At 60.6% G+C, this 26,987-nt stretch carries 25 protein-coding genes; 10 read left to right on the top strand and 15 right to left on the bottom strand.

The annotated features are described in order from the left end of the window. Positions 1–3: 3 nt before the first annotated feature. Both RBB29_RS04945 and RBB29_RS04940 read right to left on the bottom strand, forming a co-directional pair. Entirely contained in the window at positions 4–1,545 is a 1,542-nt protein-coding gene (locus RBB29_RS04945) for a trimethylamine methyltransferase family protein (protein ID WP_306113064.1), read from the bottom strand. Then, positions 1,542–2,186 (bottom strand): TetR/AcrR family transcriptional regulator, encoded by a 645-nt coding sequence (locus tag RBB29_RS04940; protein WP_306113063.1) that lies wholly within the window; start codon positions 2,184–2,186, stop codon positions 1,542–1,544. Before RBB29_RS04940 ends, RBB29_RS04945 begins: the two co-directional genes overlap by 4 nt. Before the next feature lie 130 nt (positions 2,187–2,316). Here RBB29_RS04940 and RBB29_RS04935 point away from each other — a divergent pair, with 130 nt between their 5' ends. Beyond that, positions 2,317–2,634, top strand: coding sequence for an ethanolamine utilization protein EutQ (locus RBB29_RS04935; protein WP_306113062.1), 318 nt, complete (start codon positions 2,317–2,319; stop codon positions 2,632–2,634). Next, positions 2,618–3,940: an FAD-binding oxidoreductase gene (locus tag RBB29_RS04930; RefSeq protein WP_306113061.1), complete on the top strand. Its 1,323-nt coding sequence runs from the start codon at positions 2,618–2,620 to the stop codon at positions 3,938–3,940. Before RBB29_RS04935 ends, RBB29_RS04930 begins: the two co-directional genes overlap by 17 nt. Positions 3,941–4,241: 301 nt before the next feature. On the opposite strand, the gene rpsO is transcribed toward RBB29_RS04930, so the two are convergent. The 3 genes from rpsO to RBB29_RS04915 all read right to left on the bottom strand — a co-directional run bounded on the left by rpsO (position 4,242) and on the right by RBB29_RS04915 (position 5,799). Continuing rightward, positions 4,242–4,511, bottom strand: a complete 270-nt coding sequence (rpsO, locus tag RBB29_RS04925; protein ID WP_306113060.1) for a 30S ribosomal protein S15 — start codon at positions 4,509–4,511, stop codon at positions 4,242–4,244. A 151-nt stretch (positions 4,512–4,662) separates the two neighbouring features. After that, positions 4,663–5,370, bottom strand: a complete 708-nt coding sequence (locus RBB29_RS04920; RefSeq protein ID WP_306113059.1) for a hypothetical protein — start codon at positions 5,368–5,370, stop codon at positions 4,663–4,665. 87 nt (positions 5,371–5,457) lie between these two features. Continuing rightward, a complete protein-coding gene (locus tag RBB29_RS04915) occupies positions 5,458–5,799 on the bottom strand; it encodes a DUF5665 domain-containing protein (protein ID WP_306113058.1) in 342 nt (113 codons plus the stop codon). 241 nt (positions 5,800–6,040) lie between these two features. On the opposite strand from RBB29_RS04915, the gene RBB29_RS04910 reads away from it, so the two are divergent. The 7 genes from RBB29_RS04910 (at position 6,041) to RBB29_RS04880 (ending at position 15,521) form a co-directional block, all read left to right on the top strand. Then, on the top strand, positions 6,041–7,057 hold the full coding sequence (locus tag RBB29_RS04910) for a BMP family protein (protein ID WP_306113057.1): 1,017 nt from the start codon (positions 6,041–6,043) through the stop codon (positions 7,055–7,057). Next, positions 7,058–8,605, top strand: coding sequence for an ABC transporter ATP-binding protein (locus RBB29_RS04905; RefSeq protein ID WP_306113056.1), 1,548 nt, complete (start codon positions 7,058–7,060; stop codon positions 8,603–8,605). Then, the gene (locus RBB29_RS04900) at positions 8,595–9,644 is read left to right on the top strand and encodes an ABC transporter permease (protein WP_306113055.1); all 1,050 of its coding nucleotides are present in this window, start codon (positions 8,595–8,597) and stop codon (positions 9,642–9,644) included. Before RBB29_RS04905 ends, RBB29_RS04900 begins: the two co-directional genes overlap by 11 nt. Positions 9,645–9,648: 4 nt before the next feature. Beyond that, the gene (locus RBB29_RS04895) at positions 9,649–10,593 is read left to right on the top strand and encodes an ABC transporter permease (protein ID WP_306113054.1); all 945 of its coding nucleotides are present in this window, start codon (positions 9,649–9,651) and stop codon (positions 10,591–10,593) included. Next, on the top strand, positions 10,593–11,864 hold the full coding sequence (locus tag RBB29_RS04890; RefSeq protein WP_306113053.1) for an amidohydrolase family protein: 1,272 nt from the start codon (positions 10,593–10,595) through the stop codon (positions 11,862–11,864). The genes RBB29_RS04895 and RBB29_RS04890 overlap by 1 nt, the downstream gene beginning before the upstream one ends. Positions 11,865–12,305: 441 nt before the next feature. Next, entirely contained in the window at positions 12,306–13,745 is a 1,440-nt protein-coding gene (locus RBB29_RS04885) for a mannose-1-phosphate guanylyltransferase/mannose-6-phosphate isomerase (RefSeq protein ID WP_306113052.1), read from the top strand. Positions 13,746–13,940: 195 nt separating this feature from the next. Next, entirely contained in the window at positions 13,941–15,521 is a 1,581-nt protein-coding gene (locus tag RBB29_RS04880; protein ID WP_306113051.1) for a matrixin family metalloprotease, read from the top strand. 103 nt (positions 15,522–15,624) lie between these two features. Here RBB29_RS04880 and rfbA read toward each other — a convergent pair whose 3' ends face one another. From rfbA to rfbC, 4 genes are read right to left on the bottom strand one after another with little or no spacing between them, the layout of a single operon-like run. After that, a complete protein-coding gene (gene rfbA, locus RBB29_RS04875) occupies positions 15,625–16,491 on the bottom strand; it encodes a glucose-1-phosphate thymidylyltransferase RfbA (protein ID WP_306113050.1) in 867 nt (288 codons plus the stop codon). Positions 16,492–16,522: 31 nt separating this feature from the next. Further along, a complete protein-coding gene (gene rfbD, locus RBB29_RS04870) occupies positions 16,523–17,377 on the bottom strand; it encodes a dTDP-4-dehydrorhamnose reductase (RefSeq protein WP_306113049.1) in 855 nt (284 codons plus the stop codon). Between the two features lie 28 nt (positions 17,378–17,405). Further along, the gene (gene rfbB / locus RBB29_RS04865) at positions 17,406–18,446 is read right to left on the bottom strand and encodes a dTDP-glucose 4,6-dehydratase (protein ID WP_306113048.1); all 1,041 of its coding nucleotides are present in this window, start codon (positions 18,444–18,446) and stop codon (positions 17,406–17,408) included. Beyond that, positions 18,443–19,015: a dTDP-4-dehydrorhamnose 3,5-epimerase gene (gene rfbC / locus RBB29_RS04860; RefSeq protein WP_306113047.1), complete on the bottom strand. Its 573-nt coding sequence runs from the start codon at positions 19,013–19,015 to the stop codon at positions 18,443–18,445. Before rfbC ends, rfbB begins: the two co-directional genes overlap by 4 nt. A 228-nt stretch (positions 19,016–19,243) precedes the next feature. Between rfbC and RBB29_RS04855 the strand changes: the two genes are divergently transcribed. Then, positions 19,244–20,317: a DUF2793 domain-containing protein gene (locus tag RBB29_RS04855; RefSeq protein ID WP_306113046.1), complete on the top strand. Its 1,074-nt coding sequence runs from the start codon at positions 19,244–19,246 to the stop codon at positions 20,315–20,317. A 56-nt stretch (positions 20,318–20,373) separates the two neighbouring features. Here the strand turns inward: RBB29_RS04855 and RBB29_RS04850 are convergent, their stop codons facing one another. The 6 genes from RBB29_RS04850 to RBB29_RS04825 all read right to left on the bottom strand — a co-directional run bounded on the left by RBB29_RS04850 (position 20,374) and on the right by RBB29_RS04825 (position 26,984). Then, positions 20,374–22,707, bottom strand: coding sequence for a calcium-binding protein (locus tag RBB29_RS04850; RefSeq protein WP_306113045.1), 2,334 nt, complete (start codon positions 22,705–22,707; stop codon positions 20,374–20,376). A 347-nt stretch (positions 22,708–23,054) separates the two neighbouring features. Then, complete coding sequence (locus RBB29_RS04845; RefSeq protein WP_306113044.1) at positions 23,055–24,164, bottom strand: alpha-hydroxy acid oxidase; 1,110 nt, start codon at positions 24,162–24,164, stop codon at positions 23,055–23,057. A 9-nt stretch (positions 24,165–24,173) separates the two neighbouring features. Beyond that, positions 24,174–24,728 carry a sulfopyruvate decarboxylase subunit beta gene (comE, locus tag RBB29_RS04840; protein WP_306113043.1) on the bottom strand — a complete coding sequence of 185 codons (555 nt, stop codon included), beginning with the start codon at positions 24,726–24,728 and terminating at the stop codon, positions 24,174–24,176. Next, a complete protein-coding gene (locus tag RBB29_RS04835) occupies positions 24,725–25,231 on the bottom strand; it encodes a sulfopyruvate decarboxylase subunit alpha (protein ID WP_306113042.1) in 507 nt (168 codons plus the stop codon). Before RBB29_RS04835 ends, comE begins: the two co-directional genes overlap by 4 nt. Before the next feature lie 20 nt (positions 25,232–25,251). Beyond that, the gene (locus RBB29_RS04830) at positions 25,252–26,232 is read right to left on the bottom strand and encodes an alcohol dehydrogenase catalytic domain-containing protein (RefSeq protein ID WP_306113041.1); all 981 of its coding nucleotides are present in this window, start codon (positions 26,230–26,232) and stop codon (positions 25,252–25,254) included. After that, positions 26,229–26,984 carry an SDR family NAD(P)-dependent oxidoreductase gene (locus RBB29_RS04825; RefSeq protein WP_306113040.1) on the bottom strand — a complete coding sequence of 252 codons (756 nt, stop codon included), beginning with the start codon at positions 26,982–26,984 and terminating at the stop codon, positions 26,229–26,231. The genes RBB29_RS04830 and RBB29_RS04825 overlap by 4 nt, the downstream gene beginning before the upstream one ends. Between the last annotated feature and the right edge of the window lie 3 nt (positions 26,985–26,987).

The following is a 26,987-nucleotide window of genomic DNA, read 5'->3' as shown; positions in this document are numbered from 1 at the left end:
GCTCTACCGCGAGATATCGGCACCGCCCTCGGCGGTCCGCCGGGCGATGAAATCGTCCATCTCTTCCAGCCGCGCGGGGTCAAACCCGGGCGGCTGACACGCTTCCAGCGTTTCGTTGAAAATCTGGTTGGCGCGAGTTGTGGCGTCCAACGCGCCGCGTTCTGACCAGTTCTCGAAATTGTTCCAGTCTGACAGGAGCGGTGAATAAAACGCCGTCTCGAACCGGTCGAGCGTGTGTTGCGTGCCAAAGAAATGTCCGCCGTGACCGACATCGTTGATGGCATCGAGGCCAAGGGTCGCCTCGCTCACCTCGACCGGTTTGAAGAGTTCGGCGAACATCTGCAGCACTTCAACGTCGATGATGAACTTCTCCGCCGAGATCGTTAGCCCGCCTTCCAGCCATCCTGCCCCGTGCAGAAGCAGGTTGGTGCCGCCCATCAGCGCGCCCCAGAGCGACATTTGCGTCTCATAGGCCGCCTGCGCGTCCGGCGCGTTTGACGCCGTTGGACCCGAGGACCGAAGCGGCAGGTTGTAACGCCGTGCCAGTTGCCCCGAGGCAAAAGCGGCGCGGACGTATTCGGGTGTTCCAAAGGCCGGGGCGCCGGTTTTCATGTCCACGTTGCTGGTGAAGCTGCCATAGCAGACCGGTGCACCCGGGCGGACGATCTGGCTCAGGCAGATCCCCGCCAGCGCCTCGGCATTCTGCATGACCAACGCCCCGGCCAGCGTCACCGGCGCCATCGCGCCGGCCAGCGTGAAGGGTGTGAGGACCATCATCTGCCCGGCACGGGCGCTGTCGATGATCCCTCGGCACATCAACTCGTCAAGTTGCAGCGGCGAGTTGGAATTGGCCACCGAATAGCAGGTGGGCGTGTTGAGGAATTCCTCATGGGTCAGGCCATTGGCGATGCGCAGGATCTCGTAACTGTCGGCGATCGCCTGTTTGCCGCGGAAATAGACGAAGGGGATTTTCTCGGTCAGGGTCATCACGGCGCGGGTCATCCCCAGATGGCGCAGGTTCATCGGCACATCCTGGGGCTCCACCACCGGACCAAAGAGGTGGATCACGTCAAAGGCCTGCGCGACCTTGCAGTAGTTTTCGAAATCCGCCTGTGTGCCGGGGCGACGACCGCCTTGCAAATCGGAACAGTTGGGGGACCCGGCGGACGTCGTCACGCCCACATTGCGTCCGCCAATGACGACATCGCGCCCCTTGGTGCGGCTGTGCAATGTCACGGTGGATGGCGCTTTGGCGATCAGCTCCATCACAAGACCGGGATCGAAATGGATTACGTCATCTTTGCCATGGGTCATTCCGGCCCTGGTGTAATGTTCCCGCGCGGGGGCGCTCAGTACCTTGATACCGGTCTCGGACAGCACCCGGAGGGAGGCCTCATGAATTGCCTCGATCTCATCCGCGCTGAATTGCGCGATCGGCGCGTATGGATTGACCCAGTTCCGCCAGGCGGCGTCGAAGTGTTTTTCCGCGGTGCTTTGCCGTTTTGCCGCACGCCCGCTGCGCCCGCCGGATCGCCGGTTACTCATCTCTTCGCATCCTCTTCCAGAAACTTCGCGGATTGGCGCGCGGCCGCCTCGGCGTCGATTTCGCGACCCGTGAAGGCGCGGAAATACGCCGCAAGATAGCTGATCCTGTCGGCCATCGGTTCCTGCACGTTGAGCGCGTAGTAGCTGAGCTGCGTGAAATAGATGACCCGCGCCCGGATGAAAGCCTCGGTCGGGTCATACTCGAACCGCTGGAAAAACGCCGCGATCGCAGCCACACGCGCGTCATCCTCGGTCTGGACCGTATCGCGGAGCGCATCGGCATAACGGCTCCAATCCCGGATGGCCTGGTCCAGTTGCGGATCAAACCGGGTGTGATCCGTCCAGACGGCAAAGAGCGCAAGGATGCCATCGTCGAGCGTCTTCGCATCGGCAATGGCTTCGACCATGACCCCGGTGTTACGGGCCTGCCATTCCGCAAGCAGCGCGTCCAGAAGCGCCTCGCGGCTATCGAAATGCCAGTAGAAGCTGCCGCGCGTGACGCCCAGTTTACGCGCCAGCACGGTGATCTGGACCGCGTCGATCCCGTCCGCGACCAGCATTTCAAGCGCCGCTGTGACCCAATCGTCGCCTGTCAGGCGGGGTTGGCGGTCCGTCGGACGGGTGGTGGTTTGCAAGGCCATGGGCGATTTCCATACAGGGTTGCATGGATCAATACAGGGCTGTATGTTTTGCGTCAATATCTTTGGGAGGGCTCCGCAGATGACCAGCAAAGCACCCGCACGCGTCGCATCCTTGTCTAAGGCGGCGTTCGTGCCGCGATTTGAATATGGCGAGATGGCACAGGTATCGGTCGTGACGGGCAAGGATGGTGATGGCACGCGCCTGGGCAGCGGGTTTGTCCGTATGAAGGACGCCGAAATCCCGTGGACGATCCGTTATGACGAGGTGATCCTGGTCCTTGAAGGGGCGCTGACCATTCGGACCGCAGAAGGTGATCTGGTGGCGGGCCCGATGGAATGTATCTGGCTGCCGGATGGGACGGAGCTCACCTATATCGCGGAACATGCGCTTCTTTTCTACGCGATTGAACCGGCAAACTGGGCGGAGGGACATGACGATGAAGATTAACCGCCTTCCAAAGGATGACAAGACCAACGGCTGGAGTGCGGTCCTGCCGGAACGGATGCCGAAACCTGCGGTCGCGCGGGATGTCACCGCCGACTGGATCGTGCTCGGCGCGGGATATGCCGGCCTGGCGGCGGCGCGGCGGTTGGCGCAGAATTGTCCGGATCAGCATATCGTCTTGCTGGATGCCGGTCAGGCCGGTGAGAATGCGTCAGGCCGGAATTCGGGCTTTGGCATCGACCTGCCGCATAATGTTGGCTCGTCGCTGGATGAGCTTGAGGGATCGCACCGGTTCATGCGCCTGGCCCGGATGGCCATCGACCATCTCGAAGACGCGGTCAATGACCATGGCATCGCCTGCGACTGGTCCCGTGACGGCAAGTACCATACTGCCGTCTCGCCCCGCGGTACGCGCGACGTGCTGGAGCCCTTCGTCAAGGAGTTGGAGGCGCTCAACGAACCCTTCACATGGATTGAAGGCGACGCATTGCGCGCCAAGCTCGGGTCCGATCATTTCACCGCCGCGGTCTATACGCCCGGTTGTGTGTTGATGAACCCTGCGGCGCTGACGCGGGGGTTGGCGGATCATCTCCCGGAGAATGTCACGCTTTTCGAGAACACACCGGTGACGGCGGCGCAGTTTGAAAACGGAGTGCAGTTTACCACGCCCGGTGGGTCGGTGCGCGCGCCGAAACTCATTATGGCGGCAAACGGCTTTTCCGAGCAGTTCGGGTTTTTCCCGCGGCGTTTCCTGCACCTCGTGGCCCATGCCAGCCTGTCGCGGCGCCTGACCGAGGACGAACAGCGCGCCTATGGCGTCGCTGTGCCCTGGGGTCTGACGCCGGTCAATGCCTTCGCGGGCATCACCATGCGCTATACCAACGACAACCGTATCCTCATCCGGCAGGGCCTGAGCTATTGTCCTGGTCAGCGTGTATCGGTGGCCGAGCAGGCCGCGGTGAAACGCCGGCACAAGCGGCTCTTTGACCAACGCTTCCCGATGTTGCCGGCGGTGGAAATGGAGCATACATGGAGCGGGATTGTCTGCCTGTCGCGCAACGGCGCGCCAGGCTTTGGGCAACTTGCCCCCAACATCTGGTCCGCCGTGTGCCAGAACGCGGTTGGGGTGACCAAGGGGACGTTCGGCGGCATTCTGGCGGCGGATATGGCTACGGGGCGGGAGAACCCCTTGATCGCGGACATGCAAAGCCTGGGCGAACCAGAGATGCTGCCGCCCCGTCCGTTTCTCGACCTGGGCGTGCGCACCCGCTTCCAATGGGAGTTGTGGACGAACCGGCACGAGGCGTGAGAATTCAGGTCTGAACTTGGCGGACGAAGCGCCCTCCGATAGGGCTGGTGCCGCCATCGTCGCTTGGGCCGATGACACGCAATGGCGGGAGTTGATTCCCGGCTGGGTTTGGTGCCTTAAACCAACAAAGGCCGAAAGTTTTCCGCTGCTTCTCGGCGGAGGCCCTTTGCAACAGCCAAGGTCATGCTGCTGGCTTGGGTCAGTTGGTGGCGTCGATCTTGCCGATCACCACGCCCCAAAAAAGAAAACCGCGCCCCGGGTTCAACGCGGGACGCGGTTTGAAATCTTCGCTTGGACCGGCTTAGCGGCGGATGCCCAGGCGTTTGATAAGGTCGCGGTAACGCGCCTCTTCCTTGCCTTTCAGGTAGTCCAGAAGCTTACGACGCTGTGCGACCATCTTCAGCAGACCACGACGACCGTGGTTGTCTTTCTTGTGGGTCTTGAAGTGTTCGGTCAGCGTGTTGATGCGCGATGTCAGAACGGCAACCTGTACTTCGGGCGATCCGGTGTCGCCTTCCTTGGTCGCGAATTCCTTCATGACGCGGGCTTTTTCTTCAACAGTAATCGACATCGGGGTCTCCTTGTTCAAAAGGGGTGAAGGGCGCAAGCCGGGATGTCGTCCAGCAGGGTCCTATGGAGATGTCTCCCGAAGGATTCCCTCGAGAGATGCGCGCGTATAGGAGATATTCCGCGGAAAGAAAAGCAAAAATGCCGGTGCAGGTTCAGGCGGCGGCACTTTCCGTTGTGGCATAGTCCTGGCCATGCAGGCCGCTTTCCGGCACGAGGGCGATATGCTCCAGGGTCAGCCCCTCGCTCACGTCGACGGTCGCGATCCGGACACCGTTCAGCGTGACATGGCTGCTGACACCGTCGGTTTCGACGCCAAGTTCCGGATCCGGATCCGCGGTATCGTCGAAAACCACAACGAGCCTGTCACGATCCGGCAAGAAATCCGCGACGTTTTCCTGGTGCTGCTGCATCAACGCCGGATGCAGGGTATCTGACGCGGCCTCTTCGGTCTCGGTCGTCTCTGCCAGTTCTTCCGACAACGCGGCGTCGAAGAAAACGGGTGTGTCATTGACGACGCCAATCGTACCTACAGACCCAACCACGTCGTCGTCCGCCGTATCGTCGTCTTCATCCTCGTCGTCGAGCAACCAACCGCCGCCCATGAAGGGGTCATCCATTTCATGGACATGTGTTGCTGGGGGGGTCATCGGGACGGCTTCGGCCAAATCAGCGGCCAGCTCGATCAAATCCTCGTCGCCTCCGTCCGCGGTGTCTTCGACGGTTTTGTTTTCGGCTTCGGTGGGTGAGGGATGAGGCGTATCCGCATCTTGATCCGCCCTGCGCCGGCTCGAAGTTTCGAACCAAACGAGAGCGGTCGCACCGATCGCCAAGACGCCCATGAGGCCTGCGAGTAACAACATCGTACCAATCCAAAAACTGCCCCAACGCAGTAGGCCCCAATCCGCGGCCCTAATCAATTTATATTGGCGATCTTGGTAAAATAACCCTTAATTATCAGGGTTATAATTGTCAGTGCTGTAGGGGCCTTGCCGGTTCGGATCAATCTGGTCGGCCAGTTGGCCGAGCCAATCCCCGATGAGCGGTATCCAGTCGAGATGGGCGAGCCAATAGACCACCACCGATAACAGTGCAGTCGCGCCGACGACGGAACCGAGGCCAAAAGCCATCCCGCGCATGAAGTTGAAGGTCAACAACCGCCAAAGCGAATTATGCATCCGAATGAACCTATGTCGGTTCAGCCGGTGTAATTCGCGTGACAGCCCGGCCAAGGTTTCGGTCTGGTCCTGCGTCAGAAACTCGCTGTCCTGCTGGTTCTTCTTCAGCTTCATCGGCATCTCCCGGTTGCTCGCGCGGATAGGCTGTCACCCATGAGTTTAAGGCCATCACGGACCCTAGGCCAACACGCGAATGCACCTCTGCGAAAAAGACCTGCGATGCGGCGTATTCGGACATATGCAGCTTAGGGCGCAATGCCTATAACGAAGCCTGGTGGAATCATTTTTCTTTGCAATTTCGCGGATAAAGTTTTACCAACTGGTAAAAAATAACAATCAACCGGGAGAAAATCACATGAAACGGACAAACTTCGCGCCGATGTCACGGCGGGCATTTCTGGGAACCACGGCGGGGGCCACGCTGGTTGCCGGTGCGCCGACGCGCTTGCTTGCGGCCGATCCGATCAAGACAGCTGGCATCTATACTGTGCCGGTCGAACAGCAATGGGTCAGCCGTATCCACCAGGCGGCGGTGACAGCGCAAGATCGCGGCGATATCAGCTATACCTATTCTGAAAATGTCAGCAATACGGACTACACCCGCGTGATGCGCGAATATGCCGAGCAGGGTCACAAGCTCATCATCGGCGAGGTCTTCGGTGCCGAGCAGGAGGCCCGTGAAGTGGCGGCGGAGTATCCCGATATCGCCTTCCTGATGGGGTCGAGCTTCAAGGAAGACCCCGCGCTGCCGAATTTCTCGGTTTTCGACAACTACATCCAGGACGCGTCCTACCTGTCGGGCATCATCGCCGGGGCCATGACCGAAAGCGCCAATATCGGCATGGTCGGCGGCTTCCCCATCCCCGAAGTGAACCGCCTGATGCATGCGTTCATGGCCGGTGTCCGCGAGATGAAACCCGACGCCACCTTCCAGGTGAGCTTCATCGGCTCCTGGTTCGATCCGCCCAAGGCCAAGGAAACCGCCTTTGCCATGATCGAAAACGGCGCCGACCTGCTTTATGCCGAACGCTTCGGCGTGTCGGACGCGGCGCAAGAAAAGGGCATTCTCGCCATCGGCAACGTGATCGACACGCAGGCCGATTACCCCGAAACGGTCGTGGCTTCGGCGATTTGGCATTTTGAGCCGACATTGGACGCGGCCATCGCCAAGGTGCAGGACGGGTCCTTCGCCGCCGCTGATTACGGCACCTATTCCTTCATGAAGGAAGGTGGCTGCTCATTGGCGCCGCTCGGTACGTTCGAAGGCAAGGTGCCGCAAGAGGCGCTCGATCTGGTGGCCAAGCGCACCGAGGAAATCAAGTCGGGCGCCTACGTCACCGAGATCAACGACGAAGAGCCGAAATCCTCGTAAATGATGAGCCAGGACGACGCGCAGGTCGTCCTGCGCCTCAGCAATATCACGAAACGATTTGGTGCGCTGACCGCGAATGATGCGGTCAGCCTGTCCTTGCACCGCGGCGAGGTGATTGCCCTTCTGGGTGAAAACGGCGCGGGCAAGACCACGTTGATGAACATCCTGTTCGGTCAGTACACGGCCGATGAGGGCACCGTGGAGGTGTTCGGCGCCGAGCTGCCGCCGGGCAACCCGCGCGCCGCGCTCGATGCAGGCGTGGGTATGGTGCATCAGCATTTCACCCTCGCCGACAACATGAGCGTTCTGGAGAACGTGACGCTCGGGACGCAATCCTTGTGGCGGCCCGGGCTGGACCGGGCGGCGGCGCGGGCGAAGATCCTGAAGCTGGCCGAGGATTTCCGCTTGTCTGTCGACCCCGACGCACGGGTTGGCGCGCTGACCGTGGGCGAACGGCAGCGGGTCGAAATCCTCAAGGCGCTCTATCGGGACGCGCGCATTCTGATCCTTGATGAACCCACGGCGGTGCTCACGCCGCAGGAAACCGACGACCTTTTCGAAACTCTGCGCGAAGCGGTGGCGAAGGGGCTGTCGATTGTTTTCATCTCGCACAAGCTGCATGAGGTGATGGCGATCTCGGACCGGGTGTTGATCCTGCGGCATGGGAAACTGGTCGCCGAAGAACGCATCGAGGATGTGGACAAGCACAAGCTGGCGGCCCTGATGGTGGGCTCCGAAGTGGCCGCGCCCGAGGTTGCCCCGTCAAAGGCCGGAGATGCGCTGATGAGCCTGCGCGCCGTCGGCACGCCGGACCGGGGGAATGCACCGGGGCTGAAAGACGTCACGCTGGATCTGCGGGCCGGGCAGATTACCGGGCTTGCCGGCGTGTCAGGTAATGGACAGGCCGCGCTGGCGGATCTTATCGGGGGACTGACGCAACCCGAAAGCGGTACATTGATGCTCGCTGAGGAAAGCCACCCAAATTGGACGCCGCGCGAGGCGGTCCAAAGCGGGATCGCGCGTATCCCCGAAGACCGGCACAAGACCGGCACCATCGCTGATTTCGACCTGACCGAAAACGCGATCCTGGAAAGTTACAGGGATGCGCCGTTCAGCCGCCGGGGCTGGATGAACTGGTCCCGGGCGGAGGCCTTTACCCGCGAGGTGATCGACACCTATGATGTGCGCTGCCCCGGTCCTGGCACACGGATCAGGCTCTTGTCCGGTGGCAACATGCAGAAACTGATCCTCGGACGGGTGCTGGAGGCAGGACCGCGGATCATCCTCGCCAATCAGCCGGTACGGGGCCTCGATATCGGCGCGGTAAACTATGTTCACTCACGGCTCTTGGAGGCCCGCGATCAGGGGGCGGCGGTGCTGCTGATCTCCGAGGATCTGGATGAGATCATGAGGCTCTCGGACGTGATCCACGTGATTTCCGAAGGGCGACTGTCGCCCGAGTTTCCGCGCGGGTCGATGACGCCCGCCGAACTTGGTGTTTGGATGGCAGGCCATGGATTTGACGGCGAGGTCGCTCATGCGTCTTGAACCCATTGCCAATCCATCGCTGGCCCGGTCCTTCACGCTGCCTTTCATGGCCATTGCGGCGACGGTGATTATCGCGTCCCTGCTGGCGATGGTGGCCGGGGCCAATCCGTTTTCGGTCCTCGGGCTGATCCTGCACGGTGCGGCCGGGTCGAAATTCGCGCTTCTGGAAACCTTGAACCGCGCCACGCCGCTGATATTCACCGGGTTGGCCGTGGCGGTCGCGTTTCGCGCCAAGCTCTGGAACATCGGGGCCGAGGCGCAGCTTTATGCGGGTGCCCTCATCACGGTGGTTCTGGGCACCGGGGCGCTGGGCTGGCCCTCGGGGCTACTCCTGCCGACGCTGGCTATCCTTGCGATGCTGGCCGGGGCGGTTGTGCTGCTGGTGCCGGCGCTCTTGAAGGTGCGGTTTGGCGTCGATGAAGTGGTGACCACGCTCCTTTTCAATTTCATCTTCCTGCTGTTCATCTCGATGCTGCTGGAAGGGCCTTTGAAGGATCCGATGGGCATGGGCTGGCCTAAATCGGCGCGGCTGATCCCCGAGGCGCGGCTGCCGCGCATCTTTGACGGGCTCAGGCTGCACTGGGGTTTCGCGCTGGCCCTGATTGCCGCCGTGGTGGTCTGGGTGATCGAACGGCGCACAACGCTGGGATACGAGATGCGCGCCGTGGGGCTGAACCGCGACGCTGCGAAATTCGCGGGCATTCCGGTGAACAAAGTTCTTATCAAGACCGCGTTGCTTTCGGGTGGGTTGGCCGCACTTGCCGGTTTCTCGGAGGCGGCGGGGCTCAAGGGCAACCTGACCTTGGACCTGTCGCCCGGCTTTGGCTACACCGGCATCATCGTCGCTATGCTCGCGCTCTTGAATCCGCTGGCCGTTGTCGCCGCAGCCCTCTTCGTGGCGGGCATCTTCGTGGGTGCCGACAGTATGAGCCGCGCGGTGGGAGTGCCCACATACCTGGCCGATATCATGCTGGCCACGGCGCTTTTGTTGATGGTGCTGGCGATCATGCTGACGCGGTTCCGCGTGGTTCGGGAGTAGCGGCATGGATATTTTCGAAATCCTCCTCTCCGCCAGTTTCTGGACCGCCGCGATCCGCATCGCGAGCCCGCTGATCTTCGCCACGCTGGGGGAATTGATCTGCGAACGCGCGGGGGTGCTGAACCTCGGGATCGAGGGGATCATGGTCGCGGGCGCCTTTGCCGGGTGGATGGCGGTCTATTCCGGGATGGGCCTTTGGGGCGGGGTCTGCGTTGCGATGGTCGTGGGGATGATGTTTGGCCTCGTGCATTCTACCCTGACCGTGCCCTTTGGCCTCTCGCAGCACGTCGTGGGATTGGGGGTGACGCTGTTGGCGACGTCGCTGACCTACTATGCCTACCGATTGGCCCTGCCAGAGGTCACCAGCCCGCCAAAGATCGAGGCGTTCCAACCGTTTGAAATCCCGATCCTGTCCGACATTCCGCTGGTTGGGCCTGCACTCTTTGCGCAGACGCCGATGACCTACTTGGCCTTCATCCTTGTGATCGTGGTGTCGGTCGTGCTCTACCGCACGCCCTTGGGCCTCGCCTTGCGCGCCGCGGGTGAAAACCCGTCCGCCGTGGCGGCGCAGGGCCTGTCAGTCACCGGTATACGCATGGGTGCGGTGATCGTGGGCAGCGGGTTGATGGCCGTGGGGGGTGCCTTTCTGACCATGTCGGCGTTTGACAGCTTCTTCTTCGAGATGGTCAACGGACGCGGGTGGATCTGCATCGCGCTGGTGGTCTTCGGGGCATGGCGGCCGGGCAAGGCGCTTTTGGGGGCGATCCTCTTTGCCGCTTTCGACGCGCTGCAAATCCGTATCCAGCAAACGCCTTTGGGGGCCAACGTACCCTATCAAATCTTCCTGATGATGCCCTATTTCCTGTCCATACTGGCGCTCATTGTCATGTCGCGCCGGGCCGAGGTGCCTGCTGCGCTGATGGTGCCGTTCAACAAGGGGGAACGCTGATGTTCGATCTGATTGTCAAGGGCGGCACGCTGCCCGATGGAACGGTGGCGGATATCGGGATCAAGGGCGATGTGATTGCCGAGGTGGGTCAGATCGACGCCGAGGCGGGCGAGGTGATCGACGCCAGTGGCGATCTGGTCAGCCCGCCTTTCGTTGATCCGCATTTCCATCTGGATGCGACGCAGTCCTATGGCATCCCGCGTATCAACGCCTCGGGCACATTGCTCGAAGGGATCGGCCTCTGGGGTGAGTTGAAAGAGGTCATGACCCAGGACGAGGTTGTCGAGCGGGCGCTCGCCTATTGTGATTGGGCGGCGAGCATGGGGTTGCTTCATATCCGCAGCCATGTGGACACCTGCGATGACCGGTTGTTGGGGGTCGAGGCGCTTCTGGACGTGCGCGAGAAGGTCCGCGATTACATCGACCTGCAACTGGTGGCCTTTCCGCAGGATGGGTTTTACCGCGATCCAACAGCACGGGAAAACACGATCCGGGCGCTAGACATGGGCGTGGATGTGGTCGGCGGCATTCCACATTTCGAACGCACGATGGCCGATGGTGCCGCGTCGGTGAAGGAGCTGTGCGAGATCGCTGCGGACCGGGGCCTGCGTGTCGACATGCATTGCGACGAGACCGACGACCCGATGAGCCGTCATATCGAGGCGCTGGCCTATGAGACGCAACGGTTGGGCCTGCACGGGCGCGTGGCGGGATCGCACCTGACCTCGATGCATTCGATGGATAACTACTATGTCTCGAAACTACTGCCGCTGATGGCGGAGGCGGAAGTTGCCGCCATCCCCAACCCGCTTATCAACATCATGCTCCAGGGGCGCCATGACACGTTTCCGAAACGCCGTGGCCTGACCCGGGTGAAGGAGATGCGGGCGATGGGTATCCGCGTAGGGTTCGGCCAGGATTGTGTGCTTGATCCGTGGTACAGCCTGGGCACCGGCGATATGCTCGATGTGGCCTTCATGGGGTTGCACGTGGCGCAGATGTCGAGCCCCGAGGAGATGCGCGCTTGTTTCGACATGGTCACAAGCGAAAGTGCCGCCATCATGGGGTTGGAGGATTATGGTTTGACGGTCGGTGCGCGAGCCTCGCTCGTGGTTCTGGATGCCGGTAATCCGATCGAAGCTGTGCGGCTCAGGGCCAGCCGGCTGCACGTCATCGCCAAAGGCAAACTGATCGCTTCGACCCCGCGCGGCGATGCGCGTCTGACCCTGCCGGGGCGGCCCGATATGATACGGCGGCGGCACGGTGCCTAGGGGGCAGGGTAGGATTGGCTTTATCTTCCTCGGGCGAATTGGCCTTGGGTGGACATTTGCAGGATAGGTACCAAGCCGTGCGATTGCCAGACCGCGGGATGGCGAGCAATCCTGTATGGCGCGCACTTTATCTCAACCAAGCGATTGAATCCTCAATGCGTTGCGCCAACGGTAGCCAATCGCCAGCCCGGGGGGCGGTCTGGCGATCGCGCGGCGGCCTACGGCCTTGATTCCGCGCGTGACGAGGTTCCGAACGTCCATTCAAGGCCATGAGCCAATGCAGGCGGTTTTGGCTGCATGCCGGTGGCTGAGCGGAACGCACCAAGACTTCCAAAAATTCGCCATATATTAACCATATCAGCGGGTTCAGATGCTGTGCCGCATGAGATTTCGTGCTATGCGTGCGCCAAAGAAGTGTGATCCTGGCGAGGAGAGAGCGGTTTGACCCAGATTACCCCAGTTTTGCTTGCCGGTGGGTCCGGTACGCGCCTTTGGCCCCTGTCGCGCAAAAGCTATCCCAAGCAATTCACCAAACTCGTCGGTGAACAGAGCCTGTTCCAGGCTTCGGCCAATCGCCTGTCGGGACCGGATTACACGCCGCCCGTCGTCATCACCGGGTCCGATTTCCGGTTTATCGCGACCGAACAGTTGCGCGATGAGGGGGTCGAGAACGGCACGGTCCTGATCGAACCCGAGGGGCGCAACACCGCGCCTGCGGTCCTCGCTGCGGCACTGTGGCTGGAGGCGCGCAACCCGGAGGGGCTTCTTCTGGTCGCGCCATCGGATCACATCATTCCCAGCTCTGCAGATTTCACCACCGCCGTGCAGATGGGCAAAGAGGCGGCGGAAGCGGGCAAACTGGTCACCTTCGGCATTGCCCCCGACCGGCCCGAGACGGCCTATGGCTATCTCGAGCTGACCGCCGATCCCGCAAGCGCGACGGGGCCAATCCCGCTGGCGCGGTTTGTCGAAAAACCCGACCGCAAGACGGCGCAGAAGATGCTGGCAAGCGGCAATTATCTCTGGAATGGCGGGATCTTCCTGTTTTCGGTCAAAGGTATCATGGCAGCATTCAATGCCCATGCCCCACACCTGGTCGATCAAGTCCGCGCAGCCGTCGAAAAGACCCAGCCCGATCTGGACTTCTTCCGCATCGACCCCGAGGCCTGGGCAGCGGTCGAGGATATCTCGATCGACTACGCGGTTATGGAAAAGGCCGATAACCTGGTGGTTGTCCCCTATACCGGCGGCTGGTCAGACTTGGGCGATTGGGACTCCGTCAGTCGCCACATGGCCCCGGATGATACCGGAAATGCGGTACATGGGACCGCCACCGCCGTGGATTGCGCAAACAGCCTCTTGCGCGCCGAAGATGACGGCATCGAGCTTGTCGGGCTGGGCCTTACGGATGTCATGGTCGTCTCAACCCGCGATGCAGTGCTGGTCGCTGACAAATCCCGCGCCCAAGACGTGAAAAAAGTGGTGGATCAGCTCAAGCAGAAGGACGCCAAGCAGGCGACCGAGTTTCCGTGGGATCAACGCCCCTGGGGGATGTTCGAGACGCTGGCCCTGGGTGATCGGTTCCAGGTCAAAAGGATCGTGGTGAAGCCTGGTGGCATCCTGAGCCTGCAAAGCCATCACCACCGCGCCGAACACTGGATCGTGGTGGCCGGGACCGCGAAGGTGACGATCAATGACGAGGTCAAACTCGTCTCGGAAAACGAAAGCGTCTATATCCCGCTTGGTGCCGTGCACCGGATGGAAAACCCCGGCAAGGTCCCCATGGTCCTGATCGAAGTACAGACCGGCAGCTACCTGGGCGAGGACGATATTGTCAGGCTCGAAGATGTTTACGACCGGGGGCAAGGGGCCAAGGGTTGAATGCGCTCTGGACACGCGGCATGGGTCTTTGAAGGCGGCAACCTTGGCTTTTGCGCCCTTTTTCGGCGTCTAGCGACGTAGTGTCACGCAGGCAAAGCGATTTCGGCGAAACCATTGAGTACAAAGAAGTAAACCACTAACCTAAAAGTTGTATCGAATCCTTTTTCGGTCGATTTTTGGAGTGGAGTGATTGGTATGCCCAATATTTTGGGATGGAAATGGGGATATCCGGCGATGGGGACGCCGGGTGGGGTCGTCACCTGGAGTTATTCCGAGATACTGCCCGAAGATGATGGCACCATCTGTGCCTGTATCACTGTCGGAAACCCGGGAGGTGATCCTGATCCTTGGCCCAATGACATCGACCGGGAACCGGAGATTTTGCGGGCCTTTCGCGAATGGTCGACCTATGGCGATGTGGAGTTCCTGAAGATCCCCGACCCCTCGGAAAGCAATTCGCGGCAGCAGCCTGACATTCGCTTCCATTTCGATGGCACATCGGATGATGAACTAACGGTGGAATTCATACCGGACGCATCCGGTAACGGACAAGGCGGTGTCATTCAGATCAACGCGGCACCTACCTATCATGGCCCGGGGCGTGCAGAATTCTACGATTTTGATCTCGACCTCTTTCGCGGCCTTCTGCTGCGCGAGATTGGCAACGCCTTGGGTCTTGGCACGGTCGACAGTGACTCGGTCATGACTGATGATGTGACCCACTCGGAGTTGCAGGATGACGACAAGCTCGGGATCCGCCAGATTTACGGCGACCAGGGGGCGGATCCAACGATCTACAAAGTGAATGGCAGAGCGCCTTTCAGCTTTTCGAACTCACCGGACAACGTCATCGTAGAGGGCAACCATCTCGGCAACCGGATCAGCGGTGGTGAGGGTACCATCTTCGGTATGGGCGGCGCCGATGTGCTGACCAGCTATAGCGGAGATTCTTCGGTTTTTGGCGGCAACGGTGCCGACAGGCTCTATAGCCTGGGGGGTTCTGATACGCTCGACGGTGGCAACGGGGCGGACCGGCTGGTAAGCGGTTTGGGCGATGACGCGCTTTTCGGTGGGTTTGGACGCGACAAGCTTATCGTACTTTCCGGTGACAACCTGCTGGATGGCGGCGAGCAGTTCGATATCGCGGATTTCAGCAATTACAACGGCAACCTGTCGGTCACCTTGATCGAAGCCGGGCAAGACCCTGCTGCCATTGGCGGAAACGTCGTCATCAATGTCGAAAAGATCTTCAGCAGCAATTCCGGTGGTCAGATCACGGGGAACGATGCGGGGAACACGATCATTGGCGGCAAGTCAGAAGACACCGTCGCCGGCAATGGCGGGAGAGACTTTATCAACGGCAAGAATGGCAACGACGAGCTTGACGGCGGGGCGGATAATGACACGGTTTTCGGTGGTAATGGCAACGATCTGCTAAGTGGCGGGGAAGGCAATGACAAGCTGAACGGTGGCTGGCATTCGGATACGCTCGAAGGTGGCGAGGGCGACGATATCCTGATCGGTGGTCACCATGCGGATGTTTTCGTTTTCGCCGACGGCCATGGGCACGACCGGATCCGCGACTTTGCAGCACGCAACACCTGGGAGCATATCGACTTGAGCGGCGTCAGCACGTTGAACAGTTTCGAGGACGTTCGCGATGCCGCAAGAAACACCCATTGGGGCGTTGTGATCGACACCGGCGACGACAGTTCGATCCGGCTGGACGGGCTGCGCTTTGGTCACCTCAACGCGGATGACTTTGTCTTCGTCTAGGGCGAAGGGGCAAAATCAGAAACGGCTTACGGCTTGGATAACGTACGGAATCAACGTCTTTGAGATCTGGTTCTGACTGACATCCTGCGGATGCCCGGATTTTTCAGAGCTTTTTCAGATACTTGCCGTAGTCATTCTTCATGTATTGCTCGGCTTCAGCCATCAACTGTTCCCGGGTGATGAACCCCATTTCATAAGCGATCTCTTCGGGGCAGCCGATCTGCTGACCCTGGCGTTTCTGGATCGTGCGGACGAAGTTTCCGGCGTCGAGCAGGCTGCCGTGGGTCCCGGTATCGAGCCAGGCATAGCCGCGTCCCATGCGTTGCACGTCCAAGGTACCTTCCTTGAGGTAGATCTCCAGCAAGGAGGTAATCTCAAGCTCACCGCGGGCGGAGGGTTTGACTTGTTTGGCCTTCTCCGGTGCGGAGCCATCGACAAAGTAGAGCCCGGTCACCGCATGGTTCGACGGCGGCACTTCGGGCTTTTCGACAATCTCACGCACGGTGCCATCCTTGTCGAAATCGACCACCCCATAGCGTTCGGGATCGGCGACCTGATAGCCAAACACTGTGCCGCCGGTTGCTTTCTTGTCCGCCTCGGCCAGCAAGTTTGGCAAGCCATGGCCAAAGAAGATGTTGTCGCCCAGAACAAGCGTTGACGGCGCCCCGCCGAGGAAATCCTCGGCCAGGATAAAGGCCTGCGCCAGCCCATCGGGCGAGGGCTGCACGATATAGGTGAACGAAAGACCCCATTGGCTGCCATCGCCCAGCATCCGTTTGAACTGGTCCTGATCCTGCGGCGTGGTGATGAGCGCGATCTCGCGGATCCCCGACAGCATCAAGACGCTCAGCGGGTAGTAGATCATCGGCTTGTCATAGATCGGCAGAAGCTGCTTCGACACGCCTTTGGTAATCGGATAGAGCCTTGTGCCCGAGCCGCCCGCCAGAATGATGCCTTTGCGTTGTGTCATGTGAGGAGGTCCCTTTGTTGGGGCTGCAATGTCAGGTTCCGGCAGCGTTCAGATCGCTCAGGATTTCGGCGAGACCCAGGCGCCAATCCGGCCGGGCGATGCCAAAGGCGGTGGCAAGAGTGCTGCAATCCATCCGGGAATTCAGCGGCCGCATGGCCGGTGTGGGATAGTCCGAGGTGGGGATATCCGCCACCTCGGAGGTGATCCCGGCCTGCGCAAAGATCTCGCGGGCGAAATCGGCCCAACTTACGTCAGGGCTGCCCGAGAAGTGATAGGTGCCGGTTTTGGACGGATCGGCCATCAGAGCCCGCGCCATCTTGTGGCAGGCCTTGGCAATGTCGCGCGCGGGTGTTGGCCCGCCGATCTGATCGGCGACGATGGTCAGGCGATCACGCTCGGCGCCAAGGCGCAGCATTGTCTTGACGAAATTGTTGCCATGAGCCGAGACGACCCAGGACGTCCGCAGGATCGCGTAGACACCGCCAGCCGCGCGGATCGCCTCCTCCCCTTCGAGTTTGGTGCGGCCATAAGCGCCAAGGGGTCCGGTTGTGTCGTCTGGTCTCCAGGGTGCGGTGCCGCCGCCCTCGAAAACGTAGTCGGTCGAGATATGCACAAACGGGATCGCCAGCTCGGCGCAGGCGCGAGCCATCGCGCCGGGGGTGTCGCCATTGATGCGTGTTGCCAGCTCTTCCTCGGATTCGGCCTTGTCGACGGCAGTGTAGGCCGCGGCATTGATAACAGCCGCGGGTCGATGCGAGGCGATCAAGGTCGCGCAGGCGGATGGGTCGGTCAGATCTGCCTGCTCACGATCCAGGCAAAGCACATCTTGGAGCGGAGCCAGTTCGGTCGCCACTTGACCGTTTTTGCCAAACACGAGAATCGTCATTGCCTGTCCTTCGCCCGTGCGGGATTGATTAGCCGGTTTTGCCCAGACGCTCGCCCACGCCCGCGCGCGATTGCAGGGCGCGCCACCAGTCTTCGTTCTCCAGATACCATTCTACGGTCTTTTCAAGGCCTTGTTCCAGTGTCACAGAGGGGCGCCAGCCCAGTTCGGTCGCGATACGGGTGGGGTCAATGGCGTAGCGCAGATCGTGGCCGGGGCGGTCGGTCACGTAGGTGATCTGTTCCGCATAAGGCGCAGCGGCGGGGCGTTTTTCGTCGAGGATTGCGCAGATCATCTTCACGATATCGATGTTCTTGGCCTCGTTTTCGCCGCCGATATTGTAGCTCCGGCCAAGCTCACCCTTTTGCAGCACCGTCAGCAGCGCATCGGCATGATCCTCGACATAGAGCCAATCACGCACGTTTTCGCCTTTGCCATAGACCGGGATCGGTTTGCCGCCAAGCGCGTTCAGGATGACCACCGGGATGAGCTTCTCGGGGAAGTGGAATGGCCCGTAATTGTTCGAGCAATTGGTCATCACGATGGGCAGGCCGTAGGTTTCTGCCCAGGCGCGGACCAAGTGATCGCTGGCGGCCTTGGACGCCGAATAGGGTGAATTGGGCGCATAGGGCGTGTCTTCGGTGAACTGTCCTTCGTCACCCAGGGTCCCGAATACCTCATCGGTCGAGATGTGGTGGAAGCGGAACCTGTCGGGTTTGCCTTCGGCGATCCAATAGGCGCGCGCCGCTTCGAGCATGTTATAGGTGCCGGTGATATTGGTTTCGATAAAATCGCCGGGGCCGTCGATGGAACGGTCCACATGGCTTTCGGCGGCGAGATGCATCACCGCATCGGGTTTGTGCGTGGCAAAAACCCGGTCCAGCGCGGCGCGGTCGCGGATATCGACATGTTCAAAAGCGTAGTTGGGATCACTGGCGACCGACGCCACATTGTCGAGGCAGGCGGCATAGGTGAGCGCGTCGAGATTGACGACTTGATGGCCGTCGCGAACAGCCTGGCGCACGACCGCCGAGCCGATAAAACCTGCACCGCCGGTGACGATCAGTTTCATGCGCTGGCTCCTTCAAAGGTAAACGGGCTGTCGAAATCCGCGAAACGGGGGGCGGCGGCGTCTTTTGCGCTCAACACCGGTTCTGCACCGTCAAGCTGCCAATTGATGTCGAGATCCGGGGAATCGAAGCGCACAGCACCATCGCATTCCGGTGCGTAGTAATCCGAGCATTTGTAGATGATTTCGGTGTCCGGCTCGAGCGTTGAAAATCCGTGCAGAAAGCCTTTAGGGACCAGCAATTGCTTGCCATTTTCGGCGCTGAGGACCGTGCCAAAAGCCTGCCCGTAGGTGGGTGATCCCTTGCGGATATCCACTGCCACATCATAAAGCGCCCCGCGGCCACAGCGGACAAGTTTGTCCTGCGCATGGGGCGGCGCCTGGAAATGCAATCCGCGCACCGTCGCTTTCCTTGCGGAAAGAGAATGATTGTCCTGCACCCAATCGTAGTCGAGGCCATGGTCGGCCATCACACGACGACTCCAGCTTTCCGAGAAGAACCCGCGTTCATCTCCGAAACGGTTCGGTATCAGGACTTTGACACCCTCTAGATTTGTATTCTCAACTTCCAAGACACTCTCCGCTGGCGCGTTCGATGGGGCCGTTTAACAAGCCCGGGCAGGCGAGTCACCCCTTGGCGTACAGGTGAATTAGGGCAGCGGGCAAGAGTGAAATCCGGACGAACGCTCCCCGCTGGTCGCCGGGCGTGAAGAAAGAGTTAAGGGGAGGGACGACCGGCACAGAGATCGGCAAGTATTGCCCGGCACCTTTCGGCGGAGTTTTCACACAGGGATTCTGAAATGCCGGACCAATTGCCCAATCTAAGCCTGCCCATCCTGTCGCCCTCACAATCTCAGAAACACGTGACCCATAACGAGGCGCTGCGAATCCTGGATGCGGTAACGCAGTTGGCGGTGCTGTCGGATACGCTTGACACGCCGCCCACCGACACCGATGCCGGTGCGCGGTACCTGGTGCCGGTTGGTGGACAGAATGAATGGTCCGGCCGGGATGGCCAGGTTGCCTGCTACGAGCAGGATGCCTGGGTGTTCTACGCGCCGCAGACCGGTTGGCGGATCTTCGTGATCGACACCGGGTTGCTGAAGGCGTTTGACGGGTCCGCCTGGCAAGCGGTTGGCGGCAGCCTTTTGGAAGATCTGACCGGGCTTGGGATCGGCGTCGATACGTCCAGTGCGCCGTTTTCTGCAAAACTGAACACCGCCCTCTGGACCGCGCTATATGCCGCCGACAATGGCAACGGTGATTTGATCCAGACTCTGAACAAGGAAACGGCACCGGATGATGCCGGTTTTGTGCTGCAGACTAATTTTGCCACCCGCGCGGTGCTGGGCCTCTTTGGCAGCGATAATCTGCGCATGGCGGTGACATCGGATGGCACCACGTTTCACGATGGGCTTGAGATCGACGCTGGCACGGGGGTGGTCAATCAACCCAACCTGCCGCGTTTTGCGGGCGTCACGAATTTCGACAATTTCGGCGCTTTCGGCACCTGGGTAAAGATCGCCATCAACACGCTGAGTTACAATGACCAGGCCAGTTTTGATGCGGGTACAAACGTGTTCACGGCCCCCGTGGATGGGTTCTATCAGTTTGGCGGTCACCTCCTGTTCAAAGAAGACAGCAGCAGCAATGCGCGGCTGAACGTCCGTCTGTTGCTGAACGGCACCACGCCGGTTGCCGGTAGTTTCGGGGGCATCACCGGCAATCATGTAGATGGTGTCACCTTTGCAAACACCCAGGCCGCGGCGCAATTGACGGCGGGTGACACGGTCGAGTTGCAGGGAATGTTTACCGGCGCGTCCGGCTACTTCCAGGCCGATGAAACGGCGTTCTGGGGCTACAAGGTAGGTTGAGCCATGGCCTCAACCCGCCTTGAGATTTGGTACAGAAAGCCACCCGCGGCAACCGATCAGAAGACAAACAAATTGTCACTGATGTGGTCCAGGCTGCGAATGCCGTGCAGGGTTATCATCTGGTCTTCGCCAAACTCGTTCTCGCCGAAGTTCAACCGGACGGACCGGCCTAAATCCTCGCCGTAAGTATCGAGAATATCGGCAACCGACATGTTGGGGTCCGAGAGCAGCGCATCGTCGATGTAAAGCGTGTCGTTCCAGCGCGAGAAATCCCTGACCCAATCGTTGCCTTCGGTGAAGTAGAACGTATCAGCACCCCAACCGCCGCCGAGATTATCGTCGCCCGCGCCGCCAATGATCGTGTCACTCCCATTGCCGCCCCGCAGACGGTCGTTGCCGGCACCGCCCTCAAGGTGGTCGTTGCCATTCTGACCGAAAAGCACATCTGCATCCGCGCCACCATTAATGGTGTCGTCGCCCCAGCCGCCCCAGATCCGATCGTCGCCTGCGCTGCCGAAGAGCTCATCGTCACCTGAGCGGCCATTGATGAAATCGCGTCCGTCACCACCATCAAGCCAGTTGTCGCCGTGATCGCCGCGCATCGCATCACCAACACTCGTGCCTTCGATGCCTTCAACCGAATAGAACTTGTCCCAGGCAACGTCGCCTCTCTCGCGGCGGCCAAAGATCATATCGACCCGAATCCAATCATCCGCGTCCTCGTAGGACACGATGTCGAATTCGTCGCCGCCGACAAAAACGTCTCTGCCGCCAGCGGAAATAAAGGTGTCGCGCCCCGCGTGGCCGAAGAGCACGTCATCACCGGCGGTACCGAAATGCGTGCTTTCCAGATTTGCCGCGTCAGGGACGTCGGTGATCATCGAATGGCTGGGGTTGATCGTGATGCGGTCCACGAGGTCGGCAGGATCAAGCGCACTGCCGTCGTGGGATTTCACGGTCATCGTGTATCCGCCAAAGGAGATATCGACACGATCGCCATACGCCAGGAAGCTCAATTGCGATGGATCATGCAACAAGAACCAGCCCGACAGGTCGAGAAGGTCTTCGGAGATGTTGAAATCTTCAACCTGACCGCCATCCTGCGCGTCGCCGAAGACGAAGATGTCAGCGCCAAGACCGCCGTTCAGGGTATCCGCGCCCTGACCGGCAATCAGGATGTCAGCGCCATCATTGCCTGACAGCACATCATTACCGGTGCCATGGCCACCGAAAAGAACGTCGCCACCAGCGGTGCCGGTCATGGTATCGTCACCGCTTCCGCCGACCTCTACCTGACCGGGCGCGGACAGATCAAACGTAAGTTCGGTGATGCCCGCTTCGGTCTCGCTGGTCGCAAAGACGTGCAGGGCGCCGTCATGTGCTTCGCCTGTCAAGGCTGTCACATTCTCCAGCGTCAGCGCATCGGTGTCTTCGATGGTCGCATGGTGGATCAGGCGCCCATCGGGCAGTAGCTCCAGAAGGGTGATGCCGTCATCAGCACCGGCAGTGAGGACAAATGCGCGACCGTTTGCATCGACAATCTCAAGTTCCGAGATAGACGCAAACCGTGTCCCTTGCCCGTCAATCACATGATCGCGGGCGGTCAGCTCACCGCTGTCGGAGATTTCAAACACGCTGATCGACGAACTGCGGCCAGCGGCGACGATCCCGAAGCTTTGGCCTGCGATTTCGACCACCCGCAGGATTTCGGGCGCGACAAGGCCAAGCCCATCGACCACGCCAAGCGTATCCACCGGCGTCAAGCTGCCGTCACCGGCAACGGTGTAGGACAGGATTTCATTGCCCGACTTGTCGATCGCAATCGCAAGACCGGTCGCGCCCAGAGAAATCAACTCGACATCGGCGATATCGCCACCGGTCACGGTGACATTGTCTGTGTTGACCAATGCCGGGTCGGAAAGCGGATCGGTTTGAACGGATTGGACCGTAAATCCCTCCTGACCCGATTGCGAGGTCGCCGCCAGGGTCGCACCACCAATGGCCGCCGTGGCAATCGTATTGAGGGCACCGGATTCTCCCGATGTCGGTGAGAAATCAATGCTGTCTCCCAACGCGCCATTCGCGGTGATGTGGTAATCGTCATGGGCGCCGTTTCCGTCACCGCTGAAAATGGCATAGTTGGCAGTGTCGATCGTGACGATATCAAGGGCGGTGACGTTAAACTGCCCGCCGGAAATGGCTTCGGCGGTGCCTGACACGGTTGTTTCCCCGGTGTTCAAAACGTCGAACACGCTGATGTCGCTTTCGATGGCGTTGGTGGCGAACAGCTTCCACTGATCACCAAAAAGCGCCATATCCAGATCGGCAATCCCGAAGAGCGGGCCATTGATCCCGCCAGAGAAAACCGAAACGTTCGAAAACTGTACCATTTACTGGGCTCCCACATGGACTTGCGCTCAAATATGCGGGTCCATGGCGGCAAATCCGCGACGAAGCTGGGCAGGCAATCTGGCGAATCCGCGACGCAAACAGACGTTTTTTGTTGATTTTTAGGAGACTACGAGACGCTTTTTCCGAGAATAAAATGTCCCGTAAAATCAATATTATATGCTTTATTTTGACAGTCCCGTGAGCCCCTGATCCCGGTGAGAAAACCTCCTGTGGATGCCAGCCTCGGCGGCGCGTCGCACCAAGCGGGGCAGTCTTTGCCACATTTGTGCCTGTATGGGCGGAAAACGGGGGCAATCATGGCGAAACTGTGCCGGATTGTCCGGCGTCAGTAGATCACATCGCTGCCACGGAGGTTGGGTTGGGTCTGTCCGATCTGCGCCAGCGTCAGGCTGACCTCTTCCGACAGAACATCCCAAAGCGTGCGCAGACCGTCTTCGCCACCGGCGGCAATGGCATAGAGCAGGATGCGGCCCAGGAAGGTGAAATCAGCCCCGGTGGCCAGTATCTTGACCACGTCTTCACCGCCGCGCAGGCCGCTGTCGTAGAAAAGCGGAAAATCCGTGCCAACGGCATCGCGGATATCCCGGAGCGCCTGCACTGGCGGGATGGCGCCATCCAATTGCCGCCCGCCGTGAGAGGATACCTGGATCGCATCGACGCCTGCTTTCTTGAGGCGTTTGGCGTCCTCGGCATCAAGCACACCTTTCACGACCAGTTTCCCGCCCCACCGGTCGCGCAGACGGTCGAGATAGGCCCAATCGGCTCTCGCACGAGATTCCGTACGATCAAACTCGCCGCCGGGGAAGTTCGCCATCTGCGGCTTGCCTTTGAAAAGCGTGGTCAGCGACCAGCGCGGGTGCAGGGCGAAATCGACAAACTGGCTCGGGCCGATCTTGAACGGCATCTTGAACCCGTGGCGCAACTCGCGTGGGCGGCGGCCCACTTCGGGCACATCGAGGGTGAGGACCAGCGTCTGGTAACCAGCGGCCTCGGCGCGGTCCACCAGTTGCATCGCGGTGCTGCCATCGCCGCTGAAGTAAAGCTGGAACCAGGCGTTACCCTCGGCCACTTCGATAATCTCTTCGAGAGAGGTCGAGGCGACGGTCGAAACACCATGGGGGATTTTGTAGTCCGCCGCCAGCCGCGCCAGCATCAGATCCGCCCCGGGCGCGGCGAGGTTGCACATGCCCATGGGCGAGATGCCAAAGGGCCGCTTGGCGTTATGATCGAACACGGGCAGGGAGAGATCGCGCTTGCTCACATCGACCAGCACACGAGACCTCAGGCGGATATCCTGCAGCGCGCGACGGTTCAGTGCCGCGCCATGTTCCTCCCCGGCTGAGCCGTCCATATAGTCAAACACCATCCAGGGCAGACGCCGCTTGGCCAATCGCCTGGCATCCGCACTGGAATGGATCTGAAGAAACGGCAACATGGTCCGTCGCTACGCCTGCACCGCTTTCATAAAGCGGTCGCGGATGACCACCGGGTCCATGGTGATGACCGGCAGCTTGATGTTGCCGCTTTCGCATTTGGCCACGATCACGGTCATTTTCTTGCTGTCGATGGCCGCTTGCAAAGTCGCGCCAGTGTCTTCGGCGGAACAGATCACGACATTTTCACAGCCACAGGCCGAGGCGACGTTTTCCAGCTTGGTCTTCTTGCCCGCATAGGTCGGCTGATCTCCGGTGGACCCGTAGGACCCGTTGTCGATGATCAGCAGGATGAAGTTATCAGCGACGTTGTTGGCAATGGTCGGCAGGGTCCCGAGGTTGGTCAGGATCGAGCCGTCGCCATCGATTGAGATAACGGTCTTGTCCTGGGCCAGCGCCACGCCCAGCCCGATGGACGAACTCAGGCCCATTGTGCCCAGCATGTAGAAGTTCGACGGTTGGTCGTCGATCATGTGCAATTCCTGGCTGGGCAGGCCGATGTTGCAGATGACCAGGTGGTCGCGAAGGATGGGCGCGATCTCGCGCAGGATTTCAGAGCGGATCATTGGTCTCCGTAGCCTCCCCAGAAATTGGCGTCGGTCAGAATGGCAACGGGTTTGTTGCACATGAAGGTGTATTTCAGGATGTTGTCGAGCTCATCCGCATCCTTCTGCCAGTGGAAATGGTAGGTCGGGATGTTGAGCTGGTTGAGTAGCGCCTTGGTGTGCACGGCCATTTCAACCTGGCAGGCCACCGGCTCGCGCAGCTCGCCGCGATAGGAAATCAGCATCGGGAGCGGCATCCGGTAGAACTGCGTCAGCGTGGCCAGCGTGTTGATCGTCACGCCGATGGCGGTGTTTTGCATGATGATGCAGGGGCGCTTGCCGCCCATGAAGGCACCAGCGCAGAGGCCCATGCCTTCGTCTTCCTTGTTGGCGGGGATGTGAAAAATCTCGGGCCGGGCTTCGACCTCGTCAATCACACCGGCCAATTGCTTGCAGGGCACGGTGGTGACGAAAGTCACGTCATTGGCCACGAGATCGTCAACGATTTTGCTGTCGATGGACACGTCGGTCTCCTTTGAAGGGTTTAGCCTTGCGGCGTCAGAATGATCTTGGGGGTGGGCACACGCCCCGCGCGGATATCGGCAAAGGCTTGCGCCCCATCCGAGAGCCCGCGTGTTTCGGTCCAGTCGAGCGGGCCGAGACGGCCGTCGAAAATGGCGGCGGCCGTCTGGCGGAAATCCTCGGCCGTGTAGGTATAGGTGCCGATGAACGTGATCTCCTGCAGGGTCATGCGGCGGATATCGAGCCCGCCCATATCCTCGCCAAGCCCAATATGAAGAATGACGCCTCCCGGCTCCGCCAGTGCCGAGGCGGTGGCGCGTGTGGCGGCATATCCCACTGCATCGACGACAATTGCGTGGGATGTCTCACAGGCGGCGACGGCGTTTTCCCCGCAGCGATCCGTCAGGAAGGCGCGGCGGGTCTCGTTCGGCTCGACAATCGTGATCGCTTCGACGCCCATGGCGCGCAGGGCCAGTGCCGCAGCGAGGCCAATGGCCCCGCCGCCCAGCACCAATGCGCTTCGGTCTGCCGACGGGTGCAGCGCCGCAAGCCCAAGGCGCACTGCGTGCCAGCTGACCGCCAGCGGTTCGGCCAGGGCGGCCTTGGCCAGCGACACGTCGCCCGGGACCGTGACAAGGTTGCTGTCGGGCATCGAAACAAATTGCGCAAATGCTCCTTCGCGGGGCGGCATCGATATGATCTGCCGCGAGGGGCAGAGGTTCTCACGGCCAGATGTGCAAGCCGGGCAGGTCCCGCAGGTCACCAGCGGGTTGATCGTCACGCGCCGCCCGTCCTGCGGGCCGCCGACGATCACGCCCGCGGCCTCATGGCCGAGGATGAGCGGGGCGGGTCGGCGGTCATCATGGCCGAGATAGGCATGCATGTCAGACCCGCAAATGCCCACACTGTCGACGCGGATCAGGTGTTCACCCGCATTTGGGATGGGGTCCGGCATGTCCTGATAGGCCATCGCTTCGGGGCCGGTATAGACAAGCGCCTTCATTTCGCCGTGAACCCCCCATCGACCATCAGAACCTGCCCGGTGACATAGGCAGAAGCGTCGGAGCAGAAGAAAAGCAGCGGCCCGTCGAGGTCTTCGAGTTCGCCATTGCGCCCGATGCAGGTCTGGGCGGCATTGCGCGCCGCGCGTTCGGGATCGTTGAAGACCGCGGCGGTCAATTCGGTGCGGAAAAACCCCGGACCGATGGCGTTGACATTGATCCCGTCACCCGACCAAGCCTCGGCCATTGCACGGGTCAGTTGCCCAATCCCGGCCTTGGTCGCGCCATAGGCGATGCCCCCCGGAAAAGCGCGCGTCGTCTGGAGCGAGGCGAAATGCACGATCCGGCCCCATCCCTTTTCCTTCATCGCAGGCACCAGCGCCTGGCTCAGGAAAAACGGTGCGGAGAGGTTGAGATCAAGCGTCATGTCCCAGCCACCCGGGGTCACGTCATCCGCAGCCTCGCGGGTATTGATGCCCGCCGCATGGACGAGGATATCCGGCGAGCCGAAGGGCTTCGCAATCTCGGCGGCAAGATCGGGCAGGCTGTCCCGGTCGGCCACGTCATGGGTCACGATGGCGGCCTTGTCGCCCACCGTACCGCGCCACTCCTCCAGCGCGTCGGCACGGCGGGCGACCCCAACCACTCGGGCACCAGCGCCCGCCAATACGGTGGCGGCACGCCGTCCCAGGCCCGAGGAGGCACCGGTGACACAGGCCACACGGCCCGTGAGGTCGAAAAATCCGCGCGACATGAA

This window comes from Roseovarius sp. MMSF_3359 (assembly GCF_030733385.1).
Lineage (GTDB): Bacteria > Pseudomonadota > Alphaproteobacteria > Rhodobacterales > Rhodobacteraceae > Roseovarius.
This window is presented reverse-complemented; position numbering and strand designations above follow the sequence as displayed.

Bases quoted from the DNA above. Each gene is read 5' to 3' on its own strand.
- RBB29_RS04945 (WP_306113064.1), bottom strand. From the start codon at position 1,545: ATGAGTAACCGGCGATCCGGCGGGCGCAGCGGGCGTGCGGCAAAACGG.
- RBB29_RS04940 (WP_306113063.1), bottom strand. From the start codon at position 2,186: ATGGCCTTGCAAACCACCACCCGTCCGACGGACCGCCAACCCCGCCTG.
- RBB29_RS04930 (WP_306113061.1), top strand. From the start codon at position 2,618: ATGACGATGAAGATTAACCGCCTTCCAAAGGATGACAAGACCAACGGC.
- rpsO (WP_306113060.1), bottom strand. From the start codon at position 4,511: ATGTCGATTACTGTTGAAGAAAAAGCCCGCGTCATGAAGGAATTCGCG.
- RBB29_RS04920 (WP_306113059.1), bottom strand. From the start codon at position 5,370: ATGTTGTTACTCGCAGGCCTCATGGGCGTCTTGGCGATCGGTGCGACC.
- RBB29_RS04915 (WP_306113058.1), bottom strand. From the start codon at position 5,799: ATGAAGCTGAAGAAGAACCAGCAGGACAGCGAGTTTCTGACGCAGGAC.
- RBB29_RS04910 (WP_306113057.1), top strand. From the start codon at position 6,041: ATGAAACGGACAAACTTCGCGCCGATGTCACGGCGGGCATTTCTGGGA.
- RBB29_RS04905 (WP_306113056.1), top strand. From the start codon at position 7,058: ATGATGAGCCAGGACGACGCGCAGGTCGTCCTGCGCCTCAGCAATATC.
- RBB29_RS04900 (WP_306113055.1), top strand. From the start codon at position 8,595: ATGCGTCTTGAACCCATTGCCAATCCATCGCTGGCCCGGTCCTTCACG.
- RBB29_RS04895 (WP_306113054.1), top strand. From the start codon at position 9,649: ATGGATATTTTCGAAATCCTCCTCTCCGCCAGTTTCTGGACCGCCGCG.
- RBB29_RS04890 (WP_306113053.1), top strand. From the start codon at position 10,593: ATGTTCGATCTGATTGTCAAGGGCGGCACGCTGCCCGATGGAACGGTG.
- RBB29_RS04880 (WP_306113051.1), top strand. From the start codon at position 13,941: ATGCCCAATATTTTGGGATGGAAATGGGGATATCCGGCGATGGGGACG.
- rfbA (WP_306113050.1), bottom strand. From the start codon at position 16,491: ATGACACAACGCAAAGGCATCATTCTGGCGGGCGGCTCGGGCACAAGG.
- rfbD (WP_306113049.1), bottom strand. From the start codon at position 17,377: ATGACGATTCTCGTGTTTGGCAAAAACGGTCAAGTGGCGACCGAACTG.
- rfbB (WP_306113048.1), bottom strand. From the start codon at position 18,446: ATGAAACTGATCGTCACCGGCGGTGCAGGTTTTATCGGCTCGGCGGTC.
- RBB29_RS04855 (WP_306113046.1), top strand. From the start codon at position 19,244: ATGCCGGACCAATTGCCCAATCTAAGCCTGCCCATCCTGTCGCCCTCA.
- RBB29_RS04850 (WP_306113045.1), bottom strand. From the start codon at position 22,707: ATGGTACAGTTTTCGAACGTTTCGGTTTTCTCTGGCGGGATCAATGGC.
- RBB29_RS04845 (WP_306113044.1), bottom strand. From the start codon at position 24,164: ATGTTGCCGTTTCTTCAGATCCATTCCAGTGCGGATGCCAGGCGATTG.
- comE (WP_306113043.1), bottom strand. From the start codon at position 24,728: ATGATCCGCTCTGAAATCCTGCGCGAGATCGCGCCCATCCTTCGCGAC.
- RBB29_RS04830 (WP_306113041.1), bottom strand. From the start codon at position 26,232: ATGAAGGCGCTTGTCTATACCGGCCCCGAAGCGATGGCCTATCAGGAC.
- RBB29_RS04825 (WP_306113040.1), bottom strand. From the start codon at position 26,984: ATGTCGCGCGGATTTTTCGACCTCACGGGCCGTGTGGCCTGTGTCACC.